Annotated in this window: 28 protein-coding genes, 1 pseudogene and 1 riboswitch; of the genes and pseudogenes, 7 read left to right on the top strand and 22 right to left on the bottom strand. The window is 62.3% G+C overall.

The features are described 5' to 3' along the window. Positions 1–39 precede the first annotated feature (39 nt). From AC07T0_RS27030 to AC07T0_RS26965, 14 genes are all read right to left on the bottom strand, one after another. Complete coding sequence (locus tag AC07T0_RS27030) at positions 40–162, bottom strand: hypothetical protein (RefSeq protein WP_256261664.1); 123 nt, start codon at positions 160–162, stop codon at positions 40–42. Next, positions 159–1,358: an MFS transporter gene (locus tag AC07T0_RS27025; protein WP_495004086.1), complete on the bottom strand. Its 1,200-nt coding sequence runs from the start codon at positions 1,356–1,358 to the stop codon at positions 159–161. The genes AC07T0_RS27030 and AC07T0_RS27025 overlap by 4 nt, the downstream gene beginning before the upstream one ends. 61 nt (positions 1,359–1,419) lie before the next feature. After that, positions 1,420–1,833: a MarR family winged helix-turn-helix transcriptional regulator gene (locus tag AC07T0_RS27020; RefSeq protein WP_495004058.1), complete on the bottom strand. Its 414-nt coding sequence runs from the start codon at positions 1,831–1,833 to the stop codon at positions 1,420–1,422. Positions 1,834–2,022: 189 nt separating this feature from the next. Then, the gene (locus AC07T0_RS27015) at positions 2,023–2,760 is read right to left on the bottom strand and encodes an adenosylcobinamide-GDP ribazoletransferase (protein WP_495004057.1); all 738 of its coding nucleotides are present in this window, start codon (positions 2,758–2,760) and stop codon (positions 2,023–2,025) included. Then, positions 2,757–3,332 (bottom strand): alpha-ribazole phosphatase family protein, encoded by a 576-nt coding sequence (gene cobC, locus AC07T0_RS27010; protein ID WP_495004056.1) that lies wholly within the window; start codon positions 3,330–3,332, stop codon positions 2,757–2,759. Before cobC ends, AC07T0_RS27015 begins: the two co-directional genes overlap by 4 nt. After that, the gene (gene cobT / locus AC07T0_RS27005; RefSeq protein WP_495004055.1) at positions 3,329–4,384 is read right to left on the bottom strand and encodes a nicotinate-nucleotide--dimethylbenzimidazole phosphoribosyltransferase; all 1,056 of its coding nucleotides are present in this window, start codon (positions 4,382–4,384) and stop codon (positions 3,329–3,331) included. Before cobT ends, cobC begins: the two co-directional genes overlap by 4 nt. Beyond that, positions 4,381–4,902, bottom strand: a complete 522-nt coding sequence (gene cobU, locus AC07T0_RS27000) for a bifunctional adenosylcobinamide kinase/adenosylcobinamide-phosphate guanylyltransferase (RefSeq protein WP_495004054.1) — start codon at positions 4,900–4,902, stop codon at positions 4,381–4,383. The genes cobT and cobU overlap by 4 nt, the downstream gene beginning before the upstream one ends. A gap of 12 nt (positions 4,903–4,914) precedes the next feature. Continuing rightward, the gene (locus AC07T0_RS26995) at positions 4,915–6,369 is read right to left on the bottom strand and encodes a cobyric acid synthase (RefSeq protein WP_495004053.1); all 1,455 of its coding nucleotides are present in this window, start codon (positions 6,367–6,369) and stop codon (positions 4,915–4,917) included. Continuing rightward, a complete protein-coding gene (cobD, locus tag AC07T0_RS26990) occupies positions 6,366–7,358 on the bottom strand; it encodes a threonine-phosphate decarboxylase CobD (RefSeq protein ID WP_495004052.1) in 993 nt (330 codons plus the stop codon). Before cobD ends, AC07T0_RS26995 begins: the two co-directional genes overlap by 4 nt. Beyond that, the gene (gene cbiB, locus AC07T0_RS26985; protein ID WP_495004051.1) at positions 7,351–8,259 is read right to left on the bottom strand and encodes an adenosylcobinamide-phosphate synthase CbiB; all 909 of its coding nucleotides are present in this window, start codon (positions 8,257–8,259) and stop codon (positions 7,351–7,353) included. The genes cobD and cbiB overlap by 8 nt, the downstream gene beginning before the upstream one ends. Next, entirely contained in the window at positions 8,256–8,906 is a 651-nt protein-coding gene (gene bluB, locus AC07T0_RS26980) for a 5,6-dimethylbenzimidazole synthase (RefSeq protein ID WP_495004050.1), read from the bottom strand. Before bluB ends, cbiB begins: the two co-directional genes overlap by 4 nt. Further along, positions 8,903–10,261, bottom strand: a complete 1,359-nt coding sequence (locus tag AC07T0_RS26975; protein ID WP_495004049.1) for a cobyrinic acid a,c-diamide synthase CobB — start codon at positions 10,259–10,261, stop codon at positions 8,903–8,905. The genes bluB and AC07T0_RS26975 overlap by 4 nt, the downstream gene beginning before the upstream one ends. Then, positions 10,258–10,869 carry a cob(I)yrinic acid a,c-diamide adenosyltransferase gene (gene cobO, locus AC07T0_RS26970; RefSeq protein ID WP_495004048.1) on the bottom strand — a complete coding sequence of 204 codons (612 nt, stop codon included), beginning with the start codon at positions 10,867–10,869 and terminating at the stop codon, positions 10,258–10,260. Before cobO ends, AC07T0_RS26975 begins: the two co-directional genes overlap by 4 nt. Before the next feature lie 83 nt (positions 10,870–10,952). Further along, positions 10,953–11,172: riboswitch (cobalamin riboswitch) on the bottom strand. Between the two features lie 127 nt (positions 11,173–11,299). Continuing rightward, positions 11,300–11,473, bottom strand: a complete 174-nt coding sequence (locus AC07T0_RS26965; protein ID WP_495004047.1) for a hypothetical protein — start codon at positions 11,471–11,473, stop codon at positions 11,300–11,302. 217 nt (positions 11,474–11,690) lie between these two features. Here AC07T0_RS26965 and AC07T0_RS26960 point away from each other — a divergent pair, with 217 nt between their 5' ends. Then, entirely contained in the window at positions 11,691–12,269 is a 579-nt protein-coding gene (locus AC07T0_RS26960) for a hypothetical protein (RefSeq protein WP_121133768.1), read from the top strand. Here AC07T0_RS26960 and AC07T0_RS26955 read toward each other — a convergent pair. The 6 genes from AC07T0_RS26955 to AC07T0_RS26930 all read right to left on the bottom strand — a co-directional run bounded on the left by AC07T0_RS26955 (position 12,266) and on the right by AC07T0_RS26930 (position 17,589). Beyond that, on the bottom strand, positions 12,266–12,928 hold the full coding sequence (locus AC07T0_RS26955; RefSeq protein WP_495004046.1) for a class I SAM-dependent methyltransferase: 663 nt from the start codon (positions 12,926–12,928) through the stop codon (positions 12,266–12,268). The two genes, AC07T0_RS26960 and AC07T0_RS26955, sit on opposite strands and share 4 nt — an antisense overlap. Positions 12,929–12,956: 28 nt before the next feature. Further along, positions 12,957–13,493 carry a C40 family peptidase gene (locus tag AC07T0_RS26950; protein WP_495004045.1) on the bottom strand — a complete coding sequence of 179 codons (537 nt, stop codon included), beginning with the start codon at positions 13,491–13,493 and terminating at the stop codon, positions 12,957–12,959. Between the two features lie 232 nt (positions 13,494–13,725). After that, positions 13,726–14,361 carry a C40 family peptidase gene (locus AC07T0_RS26945; protein ID WP_248796832.1) on the bottom strand — a complete coding sequence of 212 codons (636 nt, stop codon included), beginning with the start codon at positions 14,359–14,361 and terminating at the stop codon, positions 13,726–13,728. A 211-nt stretch (positions 14,362–14,572) separates the two neighbouring features. Next, on the bottom strand, positions 14,573–15,277 hold the full coding sequence (gene hda / locus AC07T0_RS26940; protein ID WP_100940947.1) for a DnaA regulatory inactivator Hda: 705 nt from the start codon (positions 15,275–15,277) through the stop codon (positions 14,573–14,575). A gap of 124 nt (positions 15,278–15,401) precedes the next feature. Continuing rightward, entirely contained in the window at positions 15,402–16,475 is a 1,074-nt protein-coding gene (locus tag AC07T0_RS26935; RefSeq protein WP_495004044.1) for an AI-2E family transporter, read from the bottom strand. Between the two features lie 49 nt (positions 16,476–16,524). Then, entirely contained in the window at positions 16,525–17,589 is a 1,065-nt protein-coding gene (locus AC07T0_RS26930; RefSeq protein ID WP_495004043.1) for a DUF2066 domain-containing protein, read from the bottom strand. 377 nt (positions 17,590–17,966) lie between these two features. On the opposite strand from AC07T0_RS26930, the gene purM reads away from it, so the two are divergent. From purM to AC07T0_RS26900, 6 genes are all read left to right on the top strand, one after another. Beyond that, positions 17,967–19,025 carry a phosphoribosylformylglycinamidine cyclo-ligase gene (gene purM / locus AC07T0_RS26925; RefSeq protein ID WP_495004042.1) on the top strand — a complete coding sequence of 353 codons (1,059 nt, stop codon included), beginning with the start codon at positions 17,967–17,969 and terminating at the stop codon, positions 19,023–19,025. A gap of 11 nt (positions 19,026–19,036) precedes the next feature. Next, positions 19,037–19,687, top strand: coding sequence for a phosphoribosylglycinamide formyltransferase (purN, locus tag AC07T0_RS26920; protein WP_495004085.1), 651 nt, complete (start codon positions 19,037–19,039; stop codon positions 19,685–19,687). Positions 19,688–19,695: 8 nt separating this feature from the next. Beyond that, entirely contained in the window at positions 19,696–20,409 is a 714-nt protein-coding gene (locus AC07T0_RS26915) for a DUF3108 domain-containing protein (protein WP_495004041.1), read from the top strand. Between the two features lie 362 nt (positions 20,410–20,771). Continuing rightward, positions 20,772–20,960 carry a hypothetical protein gene (locus tag AC07T0_RS26910; RefSeq protein WP_100940982.1) on the top strand — a complete coding sequence of 63 codons (189 nt, stop codon included), beginning with the start codon at positions 20,772–20,774 and terminating at the stop codon, positions 20,958–20,960. Between the two features lie 236 nt (positions 20,961–21,196). Continuing rightward, the gene (locus tag AC07T0_RS26905; RefSeq protein ID WP_495004040.1) at positions 21,197–21,484 is read left to right on the top strand and encodes a type II toxin-antitoxin system TacA family antitoxin; all 288 of its coding nucleotides are present in this window, start codon (positions 21,197–21,199) and stop codon (positions 21,482–21,484) included. After that, positions 21,481–21,981, top strand: coding sequence for a GNAT family N-acetyltransferase (locus tag AC07T0_RS26900; protein WP_248796827.1), 501 nt, complete (start codon positions 21,481–21,483; stop codon positions 21,979–21,981). The genes AC07T0_RS26905 and AC07T0_RS26900 overlap by 4 nt, the downstream gene beginning before the upstream one ends. A 95-nt stretch (positions 21,982–22,076) precedes the next feature. Here AC07T0_RS26900 and AC07T0_RS26895 read toward each other — a convergent pair whose 3' ends face one another. Together AC07T0_RS26895 and AC07T0_RS26890 are read right to left on the bottom strand one after the other, a co-directional pair. After that, on the bottom strand, positions 22,077–22,520 hold the full coding sequence (locus tag AC07T0_RS26895) for a hypothetical protein (protein WP_495004039.1): 444 nt from the start codon (positions 22,518–22,520) through the stop codon (positions 22,077–22,079). A gap of 170 nt (positions 22,521–22,690) precedes the next feature. Then, positions 22,691–23,001: pseudogene (locus AC07T0_RS26890) on the bottom strand (hypothetical protein); the annotation flags it as partial.

Below are 23,001 nucleotides of genomic sequence, written 5' to 3'. Positions count from 1 at the left end.
AAAAACCCGCATCGTCTGATGCGGGTTTTTTATTGCCCCCTAGCAAGCACCCATCCCCAGTTGCATCAACGCCAGGCCGCCTTGATGCCAGCCCCACCAGGCCAGCGCCAGCAGCAAGGCGATCACCGCCAGGGCCAGCAGCCGCGACCAGAAGGCACTCATGCCAGGCCTGCCTGCGCCTGTAACCGCGCCACGGGCCGCTCACGCACCGGCCAGTTCAAGGCCGCCGCCAGCAAGCTTAGAAGGATGGAGACCTGCCAGATCAAGTCGTAGCTGCCGGTACGGTCATAGACCACGCCGCCCAGCCAACCGCCGAGGAAGGCCCCCAACTGATGGAACAGGAAGACGATCCCACCGAGCATGGAGAGATTGCGTACCCCGAACAGCGTCGCCACGGTGCCATTGGTCAGGGGTACCGTCGACAGCCAGAGAAAACCCATCACCATGCCGAACAGGTAGGCACTGAACTGCGTCACCGGCGCCCAGAGAAACACCGCGATCACCACCGCCCGTGCCAGATACAGGGCGGTCAACAGACGTGGTTTGGAGATCCGTCCGCCGAGCCAGCCGGCCGTGTAGGTACCGAAGATATTGAACAGGCCGATCAGCGCCAGCACCGTGGTTCCAACGGTGGCCGGCAAATGCTGGTCCACCAGGTAGGCCGGCAGGTGCACACCAATAAATACCACCTGGAAACCGCAAACAAAAAAACCGAACGCCAGCAACCAGAAGCCGGAATGGGAACAGGCCTCGCGCAGCGCCTCGGACAGGGTCTGCTCGCCCTCGAGCTTGGGCAGCGGCTTGTCCTTGAGCAGGCTCACCAGCGGCACGATCAGCGCCACCAGCACACCCAGCACCAGCAACGCCGTCGACCAGCCAAGCCAGCCAATCAGGCCCAGGGTGCCCGGCAGCATGGCGAACTGACCGAAGGAGCCGGCGGCACTGGCGACGCCCATGGCCATGCTGCGCTTCTCCGCTGGCACGGCACGCCCGACCACGCCGAGGATCACCGAGAACGAGGTCCCCGACAGGCCGAGACCAATCAGCAGGCCGGCACTCAGGGACAGGCTCAGCGCGGAGTCGGACAGGCCCATGCAGACCAGTCCGACGGCGTACAGCACGCCACCGATCAACACCACTTTTGCCGCACCGAAGCGGTCGGCCAGGGCCCCGGTGAAGGGTTGCGTCAGCCCCCAGATCAGGTTCTGCAAGGCAATGGCAAAGGCGAACACTTCACGGCCCCAGCCGAACTGCGCGCTCATCGGCGGCAGGAACAACCCGAAACCGTGCCGTATCCCGAGGGACAGCGCGAGGATCAGCGCGCTCCCGAGCAGAATCCAACCACTGGCACGCCACATCGATGTCATTGTTATGCTCCATTAGCGGGTATATACCCGCTTTATTCAAATAAAACGGCGATTACTCGCCGCTTGCCAACTCTTCCAGCAAGGCCAACAGAGTCGCGCGTTTTTCATCCCCGAGACGCTCCACCAGACGCTGCTGCGAGGCTTCCCAGGCCGGCTGGGCGGCCACCAGTCGCTCGGCCCCGGCATCGGTGAGCCGGACCAGGCGATTACGCTGGTCGGCGCCTTCGGTCAGGGCCACCAGACCGTCACACTCCAGTACCCGCAGGTTGCGCCCGAGGGTGCTGCGATCCAGGCCCATGGCTTCGGCCAGGCTGGAAATGCTCGGCTGGTCGAGACGCTTGAGATTGCACAGCAGAGAATACTGGGCAACATTGATCCCGAAGCCGTCGAGAGCGCCGTCGTAATGCCTGCTGACGCCACGAGCGGCGCGACGCAGGCTGATGCATAAGCAATCGGTTGATAACATAGCGTGTGTATATACCCGCAACACAGTAAAAACAAGTTTGAGCGATCTATCAGCGGTGTGGCGAATGACGCCATCGCCGGCAAGCCGGCTCCTACAGGGTGGTGGCGGTGTGGCAAATGTCGTGACCGTCGCGGCCCCTGTAGGAGCCAGCTTGCTGGCGATAGCATTCGCAAGATCGCCGAACAACCGTCAGACCAGCGCCAAGCCCACCAACACCACCATCTCCAGCAACTCCAGCAACGCCCCCGCCGTATCGCCTGTCGTACCGCCCAATCGCCGCATCATCAGCTGCCGCAACCAGCAGAAGCCCAGCACCGCCAGCCCGACCGCCCAAGCGCCCTTGATCCCGGCCAGCAGCCCACAGAACAGCACACTCACCAGCAACACATACCAGCCAGCCCGGCGCGGCAGATGATCGGCCAACGCCTGTCCCAACCCGCCGGCACGCACATAGGGGGTGGTCAGGAACAACCCGAGCAAGGCGCTACGGCCGATCAGCGGCACCAGCAGCAAGGTCACCGTCTGCTGGCGCTCGATCAACGCCAGCAAGGCGCAGAACTTCAACAACACCACCAGCACCAGCGTAACCACGGCAATCGGCCCGCTGCGCGGGTCCTTCATGATCAACAAGGTCCGTTCACGATCACCGAAACCGCCCAACCAGGCATCCGCGCTGTCAGCCAGGCCGTCCAGGTGCAGGCCGCCGCTGAGCAGCACCCAAGCCGTCAGCAGCAAAGCACCATGGAGCAACAACGGCGCGCCCGCCAATGCCCAATCGAGGGCATAAAGGACGGCGCCGAAGAGTAACCCCACCAACGGGTAGCAAAGCAACGACCGTCCCATGTCCCGGGGTTCCGGCATTCCCGGCAAGCGAATAGGCAGACTGCTGAGAAACTGCAAGGCGATCCAGAACGGCAAGCGGTTCACCGCGCCTCCCTCAACCCACCGTCCGCCGCCACCTGCAAGGCGAACAAAGCGCCATGGGCCACCTCGACCTGCAGCAACTGCTGACGTGGCAACCCACGAGCCTGGGCCAGCAAAACCTTCATCACCCCGCCATGACTGATCAACAGCAGGCGCTGGCCGGTATAGCGTTGCCGCAAGCGCGCCACCGCCGCCAGCACTCGCTCGGCAAACTGCTCCACCGGCTCGCCATCAGGCGGGGTAAAGCCATAGGGATCGGACCAGAACCGGCCCAGATCATCGGCGTCCGTCTCCATCAACGCTGCCGCGCTCTGCCCTTCCCAGGCACCAAAATGCAACTCGCGCAGGTCGCGCTCGATCTCGACCGCAAGCCCCAGGCGCGCGCCCAGTTCCTCGGCAAAACGCGCACAACGCTGCAAAGGCGAACTGATCAAGCAATCCCAAGGCCCTTGCTGCGCCACACCGGCCCGCATCTGTTCCCAGCCCTTGAGCGTCAAGGCATCGTCCAGGCTGCCGCGCAAGCCGCCACCCAGTTCGGTTTCGCCGTGACGCAGCAGGTCCAGGCGCAAATTCATGCCGGGCGATCGGCCACGGCCGCCTCGGCAAAGGTCGCCATCTGCCCGTGCAGGTCGCAGGCCAAGCGCACCAACGGCACCGCCAGCGCCGCACCGCTGCCTTCGCCCAGGCGCAGGCCCAGATCGAGCAAAGGCTCGGCCAGCAGGCTTTCCAGGACATGCCGATGCCCGCGCTCGGCGCCACGGTGGGCGAAGATCAGCCACTGCCGACACTCGGGATTCAAGCGCACCGCGACCATCGCCGCGACAGTGCAGATAAAGCCGTCGACCAGCGCCGCCACGCCTTCCTGGGCACAGGCCACATAGGCCCCGGCCAGCGCCGCGATCTCAAAGCCGCCCAGGCGGAACAAGGCCTGCAACGGATCGTCAGTATGCTCGGCATGCAGCGCCAGCGCCCGCTCGATGACCTGCGCCTTATGGCTGACACCGGCCGGGTCGAGCCCGGTGCCAGGGCCGGCCAACAACGCCGCCGGGCATTTCAGCAGCGCACAGGCCAGCGCACTGGCCGAAGCCGTGTTGCCGATGCCCATTTCGCCACCGATAAACAACTCGCTGCCCGCCGCCACCGCACGCCGCACGCTGTCACGCCCGGCGTCCAGCGCCAACCGGCCCTGGGCTTCGCTCATGGCCGGGCCCTGGGCGAAGTTCGCGGTACCGGCGCCGATCTGCAGATGACGCACGCCCGGCAGATTGAGCATCGGCGTCACGGTGCCGAGGTCGTTGATATCCAGTTGCGCGCCCAACTGCCGCGCCAGCACACTGATGGCCGCGCCGCCACCGACGAAGTTGGCGAGCATCTGCCCGGTCACTTCCTGCGGATAAGCCGACACCCCTTCCGCCACAACACCATGGTCGCCGGCAAAAATCGCGACCCACAGCGTGTCGACCCGCGGCTTGAGCCGGCCTTGCAAACCGGCCAGTTGCACCGCGACCTGCTCCAACTGGCCCAGGGAGCCAGCGGGTTTGGTCAATTGTTGCTGACGCTCGAACGCCGCGTCCTGCGCCTGCAGATCAATCGTCTTGCACGGGTTCAGCCACCACGATTCACTCATAACGCAGTTCCTTTCAAAGTCAGGGGCAAACCGGCGACTGTCAGCACCACACGCTGACAACGCTCGGCCAGAGCTTGATGCAGCCAACCGGCTTCATCGACATAACGGCGAGTCAGTTCGCCCAACGGGACGATACCCAGACCGGTTTCGTTGCTGACAAAAATGATCTCTCCCGGCAACTGCGCCAGGCCTTGCAACAGGGCTTCGCGCTCGATCTTCAAGCGTTCGGCGTCGTCCAGCATCAACAGATTAGTCAACCACAGGGTCAGGCAATCGACCAATAGACAGACATCGGGCGCCGCGTTCTCGCGCAGGACCCGGGCCAGTTCCAGCGGTTCTTCGATCAAGCGCCAATGGGCCGGACGCCGCTGGCGATGCAGGGCGACCCGTTCGTTCAACTCAGCGTCCAGCGGCTGGCTGGTGGCAATATAGATCACCGGCAGCGCGCTTTCCGCCGCCAGCCGTTCAGCCAGGCGACTCTTGCCGGAACGGGCACCACCGAGAATCAGTTGCAACATGGTCGGACGCCCTTATTCAAGACCGCAAAGCTGACGCAAGCGATCGGTATCCAGATGTTTTTCCACCAGGTCGGCCAGGCGTTCGATATCGCGCTCGCGCAGGGCGTGATAATCCACCTCCTGCACCTGCGCCAAGCCAGCCCAGCGCAGCAGTGCACTGCAGGCCCGGGGCGACTCGAACAAACCGTGCAGGTAAGTCCCGAGCACCTGTCCGTCAGCACTTTGGGCGCCGTCGCAACGACCATCGTCCAGGTGCACGAGCGGCTGTTCCAGCGCCGCGCCGACGGTTACCCCGGCATGGATCTCATAGCCGCTGACCTCGGCGTCTTCCAACGCCAGGCGACCGTGCACATTGCGCAGTTGTTTTTCCTGTTCCAGTTCGGTGCTCAGGGCCAGCAGCCCGAATCCTGCGCTGGAGCCCGGTGCCCCTTCCAGGCCCAAGGGATCACGCACCTGCTCACCGAGCATCTGCAGACCGCCGCAGATCCCCAGCACCTTGCCGCCATAGCGCAGGTGACGGTTGATCGCCGTGCCCCAGCCCTGCTGGCGCAGATAGGCCAGATCGCTGCGCACGCTCTTCGAGCCGGGCAGGATGATCAGGTCCGAGGCTGGAATAGCCTGGCCGGGACCGATAAATTGCAGGTCGACCTGCGGATGCAGGCGCAACGGATCGAAATCGGTATGGTTGCTGATGCGTGGCAGCACTGGCACCACCACCTTCAGCACCTGGTCGGCCTTGTCCGTCTGGCGTTGGTCGAGGCCATCCTCGGCTTCCAGGTGCAGGTCCAGTACATAAGGCAGTACGCCGATCACCGGCTTGCCAGTGCGCTGTTCCAACCAATCCAGCCCGGGCTGCAGCAAGGCGAGATCGCCGCGAAAACGGTTGATGATAAAACCCTTGACCCGCGCTTGCTCGCTGGGCGACAGCAGTTCGAGAGTGCCCACCAGATGGGCAAATACTCCACCGCGATTGATATCGGCAATCAACAGCACCGGGCAGTCCACTGCCTCGGCGAAGCCCATGTTGGCGATATCCCCGGCACGCAGGTTGATCTCCGCCGGCGAACCCGCGCCTTCGACCATCACCACCGGATAGGCGGCGCTCAGACGCTGGTGCGAGGCCAGCACGGCCTGCATGGCGATGCTTTTGTAGTCGTGATAGGCCACGGCGTTCATGCTGGTCACGGCACGGCCGTGGATGATCACCTGGGCACCGGTGTCACTGTTGGGCTTGAGCAATACCGGGTTCATATCGGTATGCGGCGCCAGGCCCGCCGCCTGGGCCTGCACCGCCTGGGCCCGGCCGATCTCGCCGCCGTCGGCGGTCACCGCGCTGTTGAGCGCCATGTTCTGCGGCTTGAATGGCGCCACACGCACGCCCTGGCGGGTCAACCAGCGGCACAGCGCTGTCACCAGGGTACTTTTGCCGGCATCGGAGGTGGTGCCTTGCACCATCAGGGTGGTCATGCCGGCTCCCCGGCAAAGACCAGCAACGCCTGCTCCAGCCGCAGCCAATCCGCTTCATTGGCGGGCAGGCCGAAACGCAGGCTGCTGTTCTGGGTGAACAGTCGCAGCAGAATGCCGCGACGGGCCATGAACTCATACAGCGCCTCGGCCCGCGCAGTCACCAGCCACTGGAACAGCGCGCAACCGCCCTGAGGTGCCAGATCGAAACGCGTCAACAACGCCACCAGCCGCTGGCTGGCCTGTTCGCTGCGCACCCGCTGGCGCTCATGGCCGGCGGTGTCGGCGAGGCAGACCTGCCCCAGTACCCGCGTCGGCCCGCTGACCGCCCAGGGCCCGACCTGTACGGCGAGCAACTTGAGCAACTTGCCTTCGGCCAGGACAAACCCCAGGCGTACGCCGGCCAAACCGAAGAACTTGCCGAACGAGCGCAGGACAATCAGCCCGACCTGGTGACTGTGGGCGGCCAGGCTGCGCTCTGGCGTGTTGTCCATGAAGGCCTCATCCACCACCAACCAGCCACCGCGCTGGGCCAGGCGGGCATGCCATTCGAGCAACTGCTCCGGGGCCAGGCTCAGGCCGGTGGGATTGTTCGGATTGACCACGACCAGCACGTCGAGGCTGTCGAGAAAAAACTCGACTTCATGCTCCAGCACTTCGCGCACGATGTAGCCATTGCGCCGCCAGGCTTCGGCATGCTCGGCATAACAAGGCGACAGCACACCGACCTTGCCCGCACGACGCAGGCGCGGCAGCAACTGGATCGCCGCCTGGGAACCGGGCACCGGCAACACCTGGGGGGCGCCGTAATAGCGGCAGGCGGCCTGCTCCAGGCCGTCATCGGTTTCCGGCAGGCGCGCCCAGGCACGCTCGGGGATCGGCGGGATCGGCCAGGGCCAGGGCGCCAGGCCACTGGACAGGTCCAGCCAATCGGCCTCGGCAATCCCGTAGTGTTCCACCGCCTTGCGCAGGCGCCCGCCGTGCTCAAGCATAGATCTCAGCTCCCAGACAAAGAATCAGCAACCACAACCACACACCCCGTTGTACCAATTGCCAGCCCCGGTCGATGGAGTCGGCGGTCGCCGGCTCCCCTTCGCCCAACGGCGGACGCTGATGCAATTCACCGTGATAAATCGCCGCCCCACCCAACTCGACCCCCAGCGCCCCGGCGCCGGCCGCCATCACCGGCCCGGCATTCGGGCTGTCCCAGGTCGGTCCCTGGCGGCGCCAGCATTGCAGCGCCAACCCGGTTTTGCCGAGCAAGGCATAGGTCAGGGCCACCAAGCGTGCAGGAATATAGTTCAAAACATCGTCGATCCGCGCCGCCGCCCAGCCAAAACGTTCGAAACGTTCATTGCGATACCCCCACATGGCATCCAGGGTATTGCTCAGGCGATACAGCACCACGCCGGGCGCGCCGGCCACGACAAACCAGAACAGCGCGGCGAACACCGCATCGCTGCCATTTTCCAGCACCGACTCGGTGGCCGCGCGGGCCACTTCGGTGTGATCGAGTTCCGTGGTCTGGCGACTCACCAGATAGCTCACGCGCTGACGGGCGCGATCCAGGTCATCGCTGCGCAAGGCCTGGGCCACGGGGATGACGTGTTCACCGAGGCTGCGCAAGCCGAGGGCGCAATAGAGCGCGAGGATATCGACGATCCAGCCGACATAGGGCGCCCACGACAAGGCCGTGGCCAAGAGGGTCAGCGGCAACACCGCCATCACCCACGCCGTGACCCCATGACTGCGCCAGCCACGCCCGCCGGAATTGAAACGTTGTTCGATACGGTCCGCCAGACGGCCGAACGCCACCAGCGGATGCCAGCGTTTGGGTTCGCCCAGCAGCGCATCCAGCGCTACCCCGGCGACACTCAACAACGCCACACTCATTGACTCACTCCCCAATAATTCTCATACAACAGTTCACTCAAGGGGCGCGGTTGCGCCCAACCTTCCAAGACCAGCATCGGTGCCGGATAAAACGCCTGGACCGGTCCCAGGCACAGCACCGCCAGCGGCTTGGCCCCCGTCGGCAGACCGAGCAGTTGCGCCAGGGCCTGCGGTTCGAACAGCGAGACCCAGCCCATGCCCAGGCCTTCGGCACGGGCGGCCAACCAGAGATTCTGGATGGCGCAGGACAAGGACGCCATGTCCATTTCCGGCAAGGTCCGCCGGCCGAAGATATGCCGCTCGCGATCATCCATCAGCGCGGCGACCAGCACCTCGGCACAGTCATTGATGCCTTCGACCTTCAACTTCATGAATTCATCGGAACGCTCGCCCAGGGCCTCGGCGGTGCGTATCCGTTCTTCTTCCACCAACTGCTGGATCTGGCCGCGCAATCCGCGGTCGGTAATGCGAATAAAACGCCAGGGCTGCATCAACCCGACGCTGGGCGCCTGATGCGCCGCCTCCAGCAAGCGCGAGAGCAGCTCGGGCGCGACGCTGCCAGCGGTAAAGTGGCGCATATCGCGGCGTTCACCGATGACACGGTAGACCGCCGCGCGTTCTTCAGGGCTAAAAGCGTTGTCGGTCATGGCCTCCGCGCGGGTAAGTCCGCGCGCTCCGAGAGTGCGCCGGCCTTGGCAAGGTGGATATCCGGGGCCAACAGCGCGGCAATCGCCCGCGGATTGGACGGAAAATAAAAGTGCACATAAGAAGCGGTCATCCGCCCTTGGCGATACACCGCCTCGGCGCCGCGCCCGCCATTGGGGCTCAGGCCCCGGGCAATCGGTTCCAGCGCCGTGGTGGTCAGCGAATGGTGATAGGTGTGACCGCGCAACAGCCCTTCCGGCAACGCCACCGCCTGCAAGGCCAGGGCCGCCAGGCGCTTCTGCATCGTCGCCTCACCCGCCAGCAGGCCCAGCAACTCGGCGCGTTGCCCTTCGACATCGGTCAGCGCATCGAGCAGATAGAGCATCCCACCGCATTCGGCGAGCAAGGGTTTGCCGGCCTGATGATGGGCGCGGATCGCCGCCAGCATCGGCGCGTTCCGGGCCAGGACCAGGTGATGCAGTTCCGGATAACCACCGGGCAGGTAAAGGCTGTCCGCCTCGGGCATGACTTGATCGTGGATCGGCGAGAAAAACCGCAACTCGGCGCCCATGGCCCGTAACAGATCCAGGTTGGCCCCATAGATGAAGGCAAAGGCCTCGTCATGGGCGACGGCGATGCGCACGCCGGCCAGCAGCGGCTCGGCGACTACCGGCGCGGGCGCGGCAAACGCCACTGGCGGCGGCAACGCCACCTCGCAGCTGCCGGCCAGAGCCTCGGCAGCCGCGTCCAGGCGCTTGTCCAGGTCATTCAATTCACTGGCCTGCACCAGGCCGAGATGACGACTCGGCAGCTCGATCCCGGTTTCCCGCGAGAGCGCGCCGTACCAGCGCAGGCCTTCGGTCAGGCTGCCTTCGAGCAATTGCGCGTGCCGTAGGGTACCGACACGGTTGGCCAGCACCCCGGCGAACGGCAGGTCCGGCTGGTAACGTGCCAGCCCCAGGGCCAGGGCGCCGAAGGTCTGGGCCATGGCCGTACCGTCGATCACTCCGAGCACCGGCACACCGAAATGTCGGGCCAGATCGGCGCTCGACGGCGTGCCGTCGAACAGCCCCATGACCCCTTCGATCAGGATCAGGTCGGCCTCGCCCGCCGCCTCCCAGAGCAGCCGGCGACTCTCCTCGGCGCCGACCATCCACAAATCCAGCTGATAGACCGGCGCACCGCTGGCGCGCTCATGGATCATCGGGTCGAGAAAGTCCGGGCCGCATTTGAACACCCGGACCTTGCGCCCCTGATTGCGGTGCAGGCGCGCCAGGGCCGCGGTCACCGTGGTCTTGCCCTGGCCGGAAGCCGGCGCGGCGATCAGCACCGCCGGGCAATGACGCGCTTGCCTCATAGTTCGATGCCCTTTTGGGCCTTGATCCCGGCCTGGAACGCATGCTTGAGCAGGCCCATTTCGGTCACCGTGTCGGCCAGTTCGATCATTTCCGGCTTGGCGCCGCGTCCGGTGACCAGCACGTGCTGCATCGGTGGACGGGCTTGCAGGTCGGTCAGGACCTGATCGAGGTCCAGATAACCGTGCTTGAGGGCGATATTCAGCTCATCGAGCAGCACCAGGCCGATGCTCGGGTTGCGGAGCATTTCCCGGGAGACTTCCCAGGCGGCTTCGGCGGCGGCGATATCGCGCTGGCGATCCTGGGTCTCCCAGGTAAAGCCTTCGCCCATCACATGGAAGCGCACCTGCTCGGGGAAGCGCCGGAAAAACAGCTCTTCGCCGGTGCTGTTGCGGCCCTTGATAAATTGCACCACGCCACACTGCATGCCATGGCCCATGGCCCGGGCGAGCATGCCGAAAGCCGAGCTGCTCTTGCCCTTGCCGTTGCCGGTGAGGACCAGCAACAGGCCGCATTCATTTGGCGCACTGGCAATACGCTCGTCGATCACCGCCTTTTTGCGCAGCATGCGCGCCAGGTGGCGTTCGTCGCGATCAGGGGATTCGTTCATGGCAGCTCTCCGTTGGGGCTGGATAAGGCAAACGGGGGGCAGGGAAAAACGCGGCCGGAGCCGTCCAGCATCGCCCGCCGTGACGCTGTGGGATGGATCAGGCCGGTCTCCGGGCTCATGAGCGCTATTCGCGGGACCGCGCGCCTTCCCATGTCGGCTGGACACAGTGGCTCAAGGCGCGGTCTTGACTCATTTACCGTTGCGGGGGCAGCGCCGGAATCGCGCCTGTCGAAGGGCTCACCGGCTTCCCTGTTTCACCCTGTCGGCGATTCGCCACAGAGCACCTGAAACAATCGGCGAAGGTTAGAGGGTTGGGGGTGGAGCGTCAAATAAAGCCGCCATCAGAAAAGCAAACGCCCCGGGCCAGGCGGGGCGTTTGTAGACAATTTGGGAGGAAGCCTTTTGCCAAAGTCGATAGTGGGAGCCAATGTCAGGAGCGAGCACCCGCGAGCACACCAGCAGGCTCGAGTTCCTTGCCGCGGCTCAAACCGACCTTGAGAAAACGACGCTGATTTTCAGAAACACCCACAGCAGCCAACGACATGGCTTCAGCGGTGAATTTGGCAATCATGGCCGCTTTCGCAGCGTTTTTAGTCGTTTTCATAGACACCTCTGCGTCTTGACAATTAAAGAGATCTTAATGACCCGCTACAGAAATCACAAGGCGACCGTCATCGCCAAAATCAAACCCTAACTCCTTGTACAAGGCGATAGCTCCCTACCCCGACCCAGATCAAAAAACCGGCGCCAGAAATTGTGCTACGTTGAGGAAGGTGATATCAAATAGCCATAACCCGACCAACAATAAAAAGGGGAGCTCCATGCAAGGCCTGATCATCAGCAATCCGAAACTGGAATTCCTGCGCCCCGCCCTGGAGCGCTGGCCCGAGTGCATCGATCGCTACAACCAGCTCCTCGGTGACGGACAGGCGCCCTACTGGTTCAACGAGCGGGCCAATCTGGGGTTATTGTCGGTCGCGGCCTGGGCGGCGGAAATGGTCACCCTGGAGCATTTCCCGACCAAGAAGCAGCTCGAAGAGGGCGACCGCAGCGGACGCTGCGACCTGCAGATCTCCACCGCGCAGGAGTCGGTCTATATCCAGGCCACGCAACGCTGGCCCAAGGTCAATAACCTCAACCCGATGCCGGCCCTGCTGGATGTGGCGAGCGATGCCAAAAAAATCAGCCATCCGCATCACCTGAAACTCGGTTGCCTGTTCGTCTCGCCGTTCAAGCCGCAGCAGAGCCCCAGCCCGGAAGACCTGCAGGATATGGTCGACGACCTGCAAAAGGCCAACAGCTGCGCCGTGGCCTGGTACTTTCCCTACGCTTATCGCAAGTTGCACAACGAAGCCGGCCAGTATCATCCCGGCATCGCTCTGCTGTTCAAGGAAGCCTAGCGCTTACGGCACAAGGTCAGGCCATCGCCCAGCGGCAGCAGCGACAAATCCACCCGCGCGTCATCCTTCAAGGCCCGATTCAGCGCCTGGATGGCCCGGGTGTCGGCGCTTTGCCCATTCACCTCGAGCACCCGCCCACTCCACAGCGTGTTATCGAACATCGCCAGGCCGCCCGGGCGCAGCAAGCGCAGGGCACTTTCCAGATACGCCGGGTAATTGGCCTTGTCGGCGTCGATGAATATCAGGTCGAACTGCTCGCCCTGCCCTTGCTGCTCCAACTGCGCCAGGGTCTCCAGCGCCGGCGCCAGACGCAACTCGATACGCGCAGCCAGACCCGCCTCCCGCCAGTAGCGCAGCGCCGTGGCGTTGTAGTCCCCGGGAATATCGCAGCACAGCAGGCTACCGCCCTCCGGCAAGGCCGAGGCCATGCACAAGGCGCTGTAACCGGTGAAGGTGCCGACTTCGAGCAAACGCCGGGCGCCGGTCAGCTTGACCAGCAACGCGAGGAACTGGCCCTGTTCAGGCGCCACCTGCCAACGCGCCATGGGCAACGCCTGGGTTTCGTCACGCAGACGCTTGAGCAACGGCGTTTCGCGCAGGGAAACGTCCAGCAGATAGCCGTAGAGGGCATCGTCCAGCTTGAGGGTGCGAGCGGTCATGACAACCTCGCGGTAACGCAGTGGCTAACTAAGGGTTGCTCGCCAGACGCCCGGCAGGCAATACACGTTTGGCATTCAGGTAGGCGTGCTGCCAATAGGCCTTGGACAGACTGTCCAGTTTCACCGTGCCGCCGGTGGCCGGCGCATGGACGAAACGGCCTTCGCCGACATAGATCCCGGCATGGCTGACCTGGGAGCCACCGTTGGTGGCGAAGAAGATCAGGTCGCCGGTCTGCAAGGCGTTCTGCGGCACGTTCGGCGCGCGCATCACGATCATCTCACGGGTCGAGCGCGGCAGGTTAATGCCTGCCATATCACGATACACATAGCTGATCAGGCCACTGCAATCAAAACCCGAGTCCGGCGTATTGCCGCCCCAACGATAGGGCGTGCCGACCAGCCCCAGGGCGCGGAACAGCACGTCTTCAGCTTCTGGCGAGGAGGGTTGCGGGGAGGCGAAGACCACGGGCCGAGCCACAGGCGCTGGCGGCGGCGGCGCATGGCCAGCACAGGCACCGAGCAAGGCGGTGAAGGCAATCAAGGCAATACGGGCCGTGGTCGACATGTGCAGAAATCCTGACTGAATGCGGCTTTCTCTGCCGTGGTGTAGAGAAATCAAAACCGCGCAAGCAGGGCTCGCGCGGTCAGATACTCAACAATATCTCAGGATTCTAGCGGCTATGCGCTAAACTTCAAGTATCACTTTAACTTCGGACGTTTTTTGTACAGATTCGCCTGACACTGAAGCTTGGCATTTAGCCATCAGCAGGGCCGAAGACTACAAAACGTTCGCGCGATTACTTGTTGCTGGCGGTGACCACGGTCGGAGCCATCGCCAGGGCGCGCTTGGCTTCAATGAAGGTCTTGCTCCAGTAGCTGTCGCCCAGGCTGTCGATCCGCACACCACCGCTGCGGCGGCTGCTGGAGTGGATGAACTGGTCATCACCCAGGTAGATCCCGGCGTGGCTGACACGACCGCGACGACCGTTGGTGGCGAAGAACAGCAGGTCACCCGGCTTGAGCTTGTTGCGCGCAACCAGCGGCGCCTTCACGTTGATCATCTCACGGGTGGAGCGCGGCAGGTCCAGCCCGGCTTCCTCACGGAACAGATAACCAATGAAGCCGCTGCAGTCAAAGCCGGAACTCTCGTTGGTGCCGCCAAAACGGTAACGGGTACCGATCAGGGACATGCCACGTTCGAGAATGCTGTCGGCCAGGACCGGCAACTGGTAAGGCTTACCGTCGGCGAACTCGGCGAGTTCCTTTTCCGTGGCCAGTTCATCGTCCAATACGGCCGAGGATTTGACGCCAGAAACCGATGCGGTTTTGACCGAATTATCGACCTGTTGTTGCGAAACCGGCGTATGCGCCGCGCAACCAAACAACAGGGTAACGAGTGCGAGAGGCACGAGGGGTGCGAAGCGATTTAGCATGGGCACGACCGTGGCTGAATGTGTAAGGAGGCGTGACTATGCCCTCTATCACCCTCATTTGCAAATTTTATGGGACAAGATGTGACTCGGTCGCTTCTTGAAAACATCTAACGACTTAATACCCAAACGGTTCCCGCGCGCCTGAAAAAAGCTTCTGGCGTGGGTTTTGTGACGTCTGGATTTTGGCGAAAAAGCGCTGAAAGCCCCGGTTTTACCAGCCCAGGGTCTCTTTGAGAAAGGGGATGGTGAGCTTGCGCTGGGCCTGCAACGAGGCCTGATCGAGCCGTTCGAGCAATTCGAACAGGGCACTCATGCTGCGAGTACCACGGGTCAGGATGAAATGCCCTACTTCGTCGGTCAAATGCAGGCCACGTCTTGAAGCACGCAGTTGCAAAGCCCGCAGCTTGTCTTCATCCGAGAGGGGACGCATCTGGAAAATCAGTGCCAGGGTCAGGCGCGATTTCAGGTCGGCCAGCTTGACCGGCAGTTCACGCGGCGAGGTCGAGGCGGCAATCAGCAGGCGCCGACCGCTGTCACGCAGACGGTTGAACAGGTGAAACAGCGCCTCTTCCCAATCCGCGCGCCCGGCGACCACTTGCAGGTCATCCAGGCACACCAACTCGTACTGCTCGAGGTTGTCGAGCAACTCGACCCCTCGGTCCATCAACTCCGCCAGCGGCAGGTACACCGCCGGCTCCCCCATCTGCTCGAAGCGCAGGCAAGCCGCCTGCAACAGGTGGGTACGCCCCACGCCGTCCTTGCCCCAGAGGTAGATCAGGCTTTCGGTCCACCCAGCGTCGGCTTCGCATAGCCGCTCGACATAGCCGAGTGCAGCGGCATTGGCGCCTGGGTAGTAGTTGATGAAGGTGGCGTCATCACGCAGACGCACACCTAGGGGCAGCTGAATCGGTTTCATGCTGACTGAACGGTTACCGGGAACCGTTAGTGGCCTCTGTGTAAAGTGTGCAAAGTTTATACCCGTGACGCCGGGTGCACAATGCAACAGACCACAAGCAAAATCAAAGGTTTGCGTGCGCTCTTCAGAGGTCGGGGTCTTCCTGGCCGCCGTACATGTCCGAACGTTTGTACAGATCGTGCATATGCCGCACCAGCACCATGATCACCGCGGCCACCGGCAGGGCCAGCAATACGCCGGTGAAACCGAACAGTTCACCCCCGGCGAGGATCGCGAAGATCACCGCCACCGGGTGCAGGCCTATACGGTCACCGACCAACAGCGGCGTCAGCACCATCCCTTCCAGGGCCTGGCCAATCATGAACACCGCGAGGATGCCGATCATCGGGTACAGGTCACCGCCAAACTGGAACAGGCCGGCGATCATCGCCGCGCCGATGCCAATCACAAAGCCCATATAAGGCACGATGGCCGCCAGTCCGGCCAGCAGGCCGATCAACAGCCCCAGCTCCAGGCCAACCAACATCAGGCCACCGGCGTAGATCCCCCCCAACGCCAGCATCACCAGCAACTGGCCGCGCATGAAGGCCCCCAGTACGTCATGGCACTCACCGGCCAGGGAAACGATACGCGCCTCGCGGCCACGGGGTAGCAGGCTGCGGATCTTCGCCATCATCAGGTCCCAGTCCCGCAGCAGGTAGAAACTCACCACGGGGACCAGCAACAGGTTCGCTGCAAAGCCGATCAGCGCCAGACCCGAGGCCGTCGCCTGGGACAGCACCACACCGACAATGTCGCTGGTCTGGCCCATGTGCTCGCTGATGGCCGCCTTGACCTTGTCGAACTTCCAGAAACCGTCGGCCAGGCCGAACTTGTGCTGGGCCCAGGGCATGGCGGTGTGCTGCAGCCAGTCAAGCATCTGCGGCGCCAACTCATACAGGCGGAAGAACTGCTTGGCCAACATCGGCACCAACACCAGCAGCAAGGTCATCAACACCAGGATAAACAGCGCGAACACCGAGACCACACCCCAGGTCCGGGACATCCCGAGTGTTTCCAGGCGATCGACCACCGGGTCGAACATATAGGCCAGCAGCAGACTCACCAGGAACGGCGAGAGTATCGGGTGCAACAGGTACACGAACAGACACAGCAGGATCGCCGCGCCCAACCAAAACCATCGACGTGTGTCGGTCATGGACGACCTCTGCCTTATATATAGAAAGAAATTCGATAGAAGCGAAAAGCTACCAACGGAAACGCAACTGCGCCGTCGCTGGCGTCGGTGCAACAGGTGTCGCGGCCGGAGCCCCAGGGGCTGCTGGCGGAGCGCTGGCCGTCACTGCCGGCAAAGCCTCACCCGCCGGAATTTCCTGCAACTTCGCCAATCCCAACTGCGCACGCAACTGCTCGGCACTGCCGCTGACCTGATAGACGATCCTCTCGCCATCCACACTTTGCGGCCGGCCGCCGAAGGGTTCGAGCAAATGTTCCAGGGCCGCGTAACGCTCCAGGGTCATGCCCCGCACTTCCAGCAGTTGTTCGCTGGTCACCCCGGGCTTGGCCGCAAAGCGCGGCGCCAGGCGCTCGCTCACCGCCAACAGCACGGCATCCGCCAACGCGGCGCTGTCGGCGCCCTGGGCCGTGCCCTGTTCTTTCTGGTCGCCCAGCCACAAGCGCCATTTCGCCTGCCACTGGCCACCGTCCTGATGGGCGTGCACCGCCAGCAGCGCATCGGCGCCGTAGCGTTCGGACGCCGCGTGCAACGGCGAAGCATCGCTGCCTTCAAGGTTCTTCGCCGTGGCCACGATCTGTTCATCCAGGTCGGCCAAGGGCAGACGCAGTGGCAGACCACGGTGTTGCGCCGCGCGGCGCAGCGGTTCGGCGGCCGATTGACCGTCACCGACCAGGTTGGAACCCTCGGTCGAATCATTCAGCCACCAACCGAGAATCGCCGGTCGGTTGCTGCCCCACAGCGCCAGTCCGGCACCGCGCAGGGCGCGATCGGTGCTCACCGGGTCGAAATCCACCTGCAGGCTTTCCGGCGGCCCGGCGTCATAGCCGTACTGGCTGATGATTTGCTGCGGGTCCTTGCGCACTTCGGCCAGGCCCGGGCTCTGCAACGCCTTGGGATCGCCGGTCAGGCGCAACACCAGGGTTTCCAGAGCGCGCTGGGTGGCCTGGGTGCGCTCATCCGGCGTCTGGCTGCTGACCGGTTCGCGCACCTGGTACAAGCCATTCAGGGTTTGCGCGTGGATCGCCAGGCTCAACAGGGAAAGACAGCCGGCACTCAATAATGTGATCAGACGCATGAAAAATTCCCGACGGGCAGAAAGCGGCAGGTAAAGACCGCATGAATACAAGGCGACAGGTTTAGGACCACGGCGCAGTGCCATTATTCACACAATCGCTGAAAAGTTTTTCCCCGTCATAAAGATCGCGGGGCAAGAGCTATACCTTATACAGCCGCGTCAATTGCGGCCAGCATGAGCGCACAGGGATTTTTTTAACACGATATGACCCTGCCGTCGGCCCGAGGATGGCCGCTGCTGCCCAAGCCTGATAAAATCGCGCGCCTTCGCAGACCGGCGAGCGTCAGGCCCAGGGAAACTCGAACCTGTTCGTTTTCCCCATGAAGCCCAACCGCTGCCGGTCGATACCCCCTGAATCCCCCCTAAAGGCCTGGATCATGAGCAAGCAACCCTCCCTGAGCTACAAGGACGCCGGTGTAGACATCGACGCCGGTGAAGCATTGGTCGAACGCATCAAGAGCGTGGCCAAGCGCACTGCGCGCCCGGAAGTCATGGGCGGCCTGGGCGGTTTCGGCGCCCTCTGCGAGATCCCGGCCGGTTACAAGCAGCCGGTCCTGGTCTCCGGCACCGACGGCGTCGGCACCAAGCTGCGCCTGGCGCTGAACCTGAACAAGCATGACAGCATCGGCATCGATCTGGTGGCCATGTGCGTGAACGACCTGGTGGTCTGCGGTGCCGAACCGCTGTTCTTCCTCGATTACTACGCCACCGGCAAGCTCAATGTCGACACCGCCGCCCAGGTGGTGACCGGTATCGGCGCCGGCTGCGAACTGGCTGGTTGCTCCCTGGTAGGCGGCGAAACCGCTGAAATGCCAGGCATGTACGAAGGCGAAGACTACGACCTGGCCGGTTTCTGCGTCGGTGTGGTGGAAAAGGCCGAGATCATCGACGGCTCGAAAGTCGCCGCTGGCGATGCCCTGCTCGCCCTGCCGTCTTCCGGCCCGCACTCCAACGGCTACTCGCTGATCCGCAAGATCATCGAAGTGTCCGGTGCCGACATCGAAAGCATCCAGCTCGACGGCAAGCCGCTGGCCGACCTGCTGATGGCCCCGACCCGCATCTACGTCAAGCCGTTGCTCAAGCTGATCAAGGACACCGGCGCGGTCAAGGCCATGGCCCACATCACCGGCGGCGGCCTGCTCGACAACATCCCGCGCGTCCTGCCAAAAGGCGCCCAGGCCGTGGTCGACGTGGCCAGCTGGCAGCGTCCGGCGGTTTTCGACTGGTTGCAGGAAAAAGGCAACGTCAATGAAACCGAGATGCACCGCGTGCTGAACTGCGGCGTCGGCATGGTCATCTGCGTGGCCCAGGAACACGTCGAAGCGGCACTCAACGTCCTGCGCGAAGCCGGCGAGCAGCCATGGGTCATCGGCCAGATCGCCACTGCCGCCGAAGGCGCTGCCCAGGTCGAACTGAAGAACCTCAAGGCGCACTGATGTCCGCGCCGATAACCTCGACCTGTAACGTCGTGGTGTTGCTGTCCGGTAGCGGCAGCAACTTGCAGGCGCTGATCGACAACGTGCGGACCGGCGAAAATCCGGCCCGCATCGCCGCGGTGATCTCCAACCGCGCCGACGCCTACGGCCTGCAACGCGCCCAGGACGCGGGGATCGAAACCCGCGCCCTGGACCACAAGGCCTTCGACGGCCGTGAAGCCTTCGATGCCGCGCTGATCGAACTGATCGACACCTTCAATCCGCAACTGGTGGTCCTGGCCGGTTTCATGCGTATTCTCAGCGCTGACTTCGTCCGTCACTACCAAGGGCGCCTGCTGAATATCCACCCCTCTCTCCTGCCCAAGTACAAAGGCCTGCACACCCATCAGCGCGCGCTGGAAGCGGGTGATCGGGAGCATGGCTGCAGCGTGCACTTCGTCACCGAGGAACTCGATGGCGGACCTCTGGTCGTACAGGCTGTGGTTACGGTAGAGTCTGACGATACCGCGCACAGTCTGGCGCAACGGGTCCACGCCCAGGAACACAGGATTTATCCGCTGGCGGTACGCTGGTTCGCCGAGGGGCGTTTGGTCCTGGGTGAACAGGGTGCATTGTTGGACGGTCAATTACTCGCGGCCAGCGGCCACATGATTCGAACCTAGGAGATTTTATGCGTCGTGCCCTGCTCTTCGCTCTTACCCTGCTCGCCTTGCCGGCAGTGCAAGCGGCGGATCTTCAACCTTTCTCCGCCAGCTACACCGCCGACTGGAAACAACTGCCCATGAGCGGTTCGGCCGAGCGCAGCCTGTCGAAAAACGACAACGGCACCTGGACCTTGAGTTTCAAGGCTTCCATGATGATCGCCAGCCTGACCGAGGAAAGTACTATTCGCCTCGACAAGGACACCCTGCTGCCACAGAGCTACACCTTCGAACGTGGCGGCCTGGGCAAGGCGAAGAAGATCAACCTGGACTTCGACTGGGCGTCGAAGATGGTCACCGGCACCGATCGCGGTGACCCGGTCAAGGTGCCCCTCAACAGCGGCATGCTCGACAAGTCCACCTATCAGTTGGCCCTGCAACGTGATGTTGCGGCCGGCAAGAAAAGCATGAGCTACCAGGTGGTCGAAGGCACCGACACCGACACCTACGACTTCCGGGTCCTGGGCGCGGAAAAAGTCAGCACCAAGGCCGGCTCGGTCGATGCGATCAAGGTCGAGCGCGTGCGCGACCCGACGCAGAACAAGCGCACCACCGTCATGTGGTTCGCCAAGGACTGGGACTACCTGCTGGTCCGCCTGCAACAGGTGGAAACCGACGGCAAGGAGTACAACATCATGCTCCAGGAAGGCACCGTGGCCGGCAAAGAGGTCAAGGGCAGCTGATTCAAGCCGCCAGAAAGAGCCCCGCGAACGCGGGGCTTTTTTATGCCGCGATAAAACCTGCATCACGCTTCTGTAGGAGCTGGCTTGCCAGCGATAGCGACCTGACAGTCACCACCGTCCTCTTACCGTAACCACGCTCGCCAGTGTCTGGGACGCTGTTTTGCAGCGCAGCCAAGATGAAACTTTTGTCATAAAACTCCCGCCCAAAAGACGCAAACCCAAGCAATCCGGGCCCTTGGCTATTATTGCATTCCTGGCAAGAGTAAATTCCGTCTGTTACCGATTTACGTAGGAGCCTAATGAATCATATAACAGAGGCCTGCGACGCGTTGCCGCAGTTCAACAGAGACTGGAGCTTGCAGATGACCGTAAAAGTAACCGAACGCGATGATGCACACATGTCCCATGAAGGCGTTGCCCACGGCATTCGAATCTGGGATGTACACCAGCAGGACCTCCTGGTAGGCATGTTTCACAACGAGACCGACGCTCATAATTATAAAAACGAGCTGGAAACCCTCGAGAAGAAACGCGAGATGCAGGCGTCCTGAACGCCTGGTAATGACAGACTTGTAAAACGACAAACCTCGCTGCCTGGCGGGGTTTGTCGTTTCAGGCCGGAGCAGGTGTGGAGGTGTGCCGGCTTAGGCGACTTGAGCGATATGCAGCTCAACATGCAATCCGGCAGCGGCCAGCCTGCTGATCATCTGTGTCATCGCATTGAGAAAGGCACCATTTTGACGTACAATTAAAACAATATTGTCCACTTCGCCGAGGAGAATTCATCATGGGCGTCGCTACAGACACCAGACAAGACCGTATCAATCTCCGGCTGAAGCCCAGTGCCAAGAATGCGCTGGAGCGCGCCGCGAGCTTTGAAGGCAAGACCGTCAGTAATTTCATACTGACCAGTGCGTTGGCTCATGCTGAAAAAACCATTCACGAGCACGAAGCCATGAGCCTGAATAGCAGAGACTCCGAAGTCTTCTTCAATGCATTGGCCAAACCGATCCGCTTCAACGAAAAACTGACCGCCGCCTTCGAGGAACATGATCAGCGCGTCACCAGCCAATGACCGATTATTCAAATTTGCTCATACGACCACTGGGGAGTGATCACGACAGACCTGGATTCCATTGCGGCGTAGCCTCACTGGATGACTATATTCAAAAGCAGGCCCGTCAGGATGTGAAGCGCCGTGTCAGCCGAGTCTTTGTGGCAACCACGGCGGAACAACCGAAGAGTATTGCGGGCTACTACACGCTCTCCACCCTGTCGATTGAACTCAGCCAATTGCCTGGTGACCTCGCCTCTAAACTCCCACGACATCCTGTGCCAGCAGCCTTGCTAGGCAGGTTGGCGGTCAATCACGCGGCTCAGCGTCATGGGGTGGGGAAAATCCTGCTGGTCGATGCCATCAAGCGAACCCTGGCCGTCAGCGATGAGATCGCCATTTACGCCATGGTCGTCGATGCCATTGATGAGCGAGCACAGCGTTTCTATGAATCATTCGGTTTCTCACCTCTTGGTTCAGAAAGCCGGCGCTTGTTCCTACCGCTCAAATCCATCTGAATCCGCTCATCGCGACACACCGTTTTGCACAGACCTTAAACGGAAAAGAGATCAAGCAGCCAAGTGCCTGATCTCTCTTTCTTGGCAGAACTGCCTCAACCAGTCGGATGATTGTCCAATGCGGACGCCAGCTGATTGGACGGGGACGCCCCCTCAAGCAGCGCATCCACCACCGCCCGCGCCACCTCCACCGAATGCAACATGCCCCAGAACAACGCCCGCTCGACGGGGTTGGTATGCAGGCTGATTTCGTCGCCATTGAGCTCCGCGGTTTCGAGCAGATTGGAGACGTAGGTCAATGCGTCCTGGGCATTGATGCCCGGTTGGATGGCAAACAGCGTGGGTTTGTACTGGGCTTCAGGAGTGACGGGCTTGGAGCACGTGAACGCTAGGGTATCGAGCAGACGGGCCGTGCCTGTGGGGGTCAGATCGGGCTCGTTGGACGGGGTATCAGAAAGTTTACGCAGGTACATTGCCCTGTCGGCGGTGCTGAGGGCTTTGCGAATGGGCGGTGGATCGGGGGTTATCTTCTTGGTCATGGAGACTCTCCTACTTAAGTAAGGGATTCATCCACTCCTGCTGCGACACAAGGGTGGCGAACTGCACGCAGGTTCGCAGACCGGTAAGTAGGAACCGGCAGGGCTAAGCCTCCTGCGCACAGCTCGCCATAACGCGAACGCTAAAAAGCCGCTTTCGCGGCGCTGTGCGCCTACTTACGACCGGGCTGCGAAACCCGCATCACTGATTTTGCAGCGACAGTCGAACTGTAGCCCTGGCGTTTGGCGCACGCAATATTCTCCCATGCCTGTAGCGCGTGGGAAATATGAGTTTTTTCGGCAGTCCATTTCGCGTATTGATTGAGCGCTGCTGAGCCGCGCGCTAAAGCGAAGACCCAAGCCTTACCCCATACTGATGAAAACACGTCGATCAGCAAGGGAGGATGTCTGTGGTGGTTTAATTTCCCCGGACACCCCGATAGGTGGAAAATGCATCTATCGAGGAGTTTTTCATGACCGACAA

This window comes from Pseudomonas sp. GW821-FHT04D07, from assembly GCF_059420225.1.
This window is presented reverse-complemented; position numbering and strand designations above follow the sequence as displayed.

Coding starts and splice junctions, on each gene's coding strand:
- AC07T0_RS27030 (WP_256261664.1), bottom strand. CDS start 162: ATGAGTGCCTTCTGGTCGCGGCTGCTGGCCCTGGCGGTGATCGCCTTG.
- AC07T0_RS27025 (WP_495004086.1), bottom strand. CDS start 1,358: ATGTGGCGTGCCAGTGGTTGGATTCTGCTCGGGAGCGCGCTGATCCTC.
- AC07T0_RS27020 (WP_495004058.1), bottom strand. CDS start 1,833: ATGTTATCAACCGATTGCTTATGCATCAGCCTGCGTCGCGCCGCTCGT.
- cobC (WP_495004056.1), bottom strand. CDS start 3,332: ATGAATTTGCGCCTGGACCTGCTGCGTCACGGCGAAACCGAACTGGGT.
- cobT (WP_495004055.1), bottom strand. CDS start 4,384: ATGAGTGAATCGTGGTGGCTGAACCCGTGCAAGACGATTGATCTGCAG.
- cobU (WP_495004054.1), bottom strand. CDS start 4,902: ATGTTGCAACTGATTCTCGGTGGTGCCCGTTCCGGCAAGAGTCGCCTG.
- AC07T0_RS26995 (WP_495004053.1), bottom strand. CDS start 6,369: ATGACCACCCTGATGGTGCAAGGCACCACCTCCGATGCCGGCAAAAGT.
- cobD (WP_495004052.1), bottom strand. CDS start 7,358: ATGCTTGAGCACGGCGGGCGCCTGCGCAAGGCGGTGGAACACTACGGG.
- cbiB (WP_495004051.1), bottom strand. CDS start 8,259: ATGAGTGTGGCGTTGTTGAGTGTCGCCGGGGTAGCGCTGGATGCGCTG.
- bluB (WP_495004050.1), bottom strand. CDS start 8,906: ATGACCGACAACGCTTTTAGCCCTGAAGAACGCGCGGCGGTCTACCGT.
- AC07T0_RS26975 (WP_495004049.1), bottom strand. CDS start 10,261: ATGAGGCAAGCGCGTCATTGCCCGGCGGTGCTGATCGCCGCGCCGGCT.
- cobO (WP_495004048.1), bottom strand. CDS start 10,869: ATGAACGAATCCCCTGATCGCGACGAACGCCACCTGGCGCGCATGCTG.
- AC07T0_RS26965 (WP_495004047.1), bottom strand. CDS start 11,473: ATGAAAACGACTAAAAACGCTGCGAAAGCGGCCATGATTGCCAAATTC.
- AC07T0_RS26960 (WP_121133768.1), top strand. CDS start 11,691: ATGCAAGGCCTGATCATCAGCAATCCGAAACTGGAATTCCTGCGCCCC.
- AC07T0_RS26955 (WP_495004046.1), bottom strand. CDS start 12,928: ATGACCGCTCGCACCCTCAAGCTGGACGATGCCCTCTACGGCTATCTG.
- AC07T0_RS26950 (WP_495004045.1), bottom strand. CDS start 13,493: ATGTCGACCACGGCCCGTATTGCCTTGATTGCCTTCACCGCCTTGCTC.
- AC07T0_RS26945 (WP_248796832.1), bottom strand. CDS start 14,361: ATGCTAAATCGCTTCGCACCCCTCGTGCCTCTCGCACTCGTTACCCTG.
- hda (WP_100940947.1), bottom strand. CDS start 15,277: ATGAAACCGATTCAGCTGCCCCTAGGTGTGCGTCTGCGTGATGACGCC.
- AC07T0_RS26935 (WP_495004044.1), bottom strand. CDS start 16,475: ATGACCGACACACGTCGATGGTTTTGGTTGGGCGCGGCGATCCTGCTG.
- AC07T0_RS26930 (WP_495004043.1), bottom strand. CDS start 17,589: ATGCGTCTGATCACATTATTGAGTGCCGGCTGTCTTTCCCTGTTGAGC.
- purM (WP_495004042.1), top strand. CDS start 17,967: ATGAGCAAGCAACCCTCCCTGAGCTACAAGGACGCCGGTGTAGACATC.
- AC07T0_RS26915 (WP_495004041.1), top strand. CDS start 19,696: ATGCGTCGTGCCCTGCTCTTCGCTCTTACCCTGCTCGCCTTGCCGGCA.
- AC07T0_RS26910 (WP_100940982.1), top strand. CDS start 20,772: ATGACCGTAAAAGTAACCGAACGCGATGATGCACACATGTCCCATGAA.
- AC07T0_RS26905 (WP_495004040.1), top strand. CDS start 21,197: ATGGGCGTCGCTACAGACACCAGACAAGACCGTATCAATCTCCGGCTG.
- AC07T0_RS26900 (WP_248796827.1), top strand. CDS start 21,481: ATGACCGATTATTCAAATTTGCTCATACGACCACTGGGGAGTGATCAC.
- AC07T0_RS26895 (WP_495004039.1), bottom strand. CDS start 22,520: ATGACCAAGAAGATAACCCCCGATCCACCGCCCATTCGCAAAGCCCTC.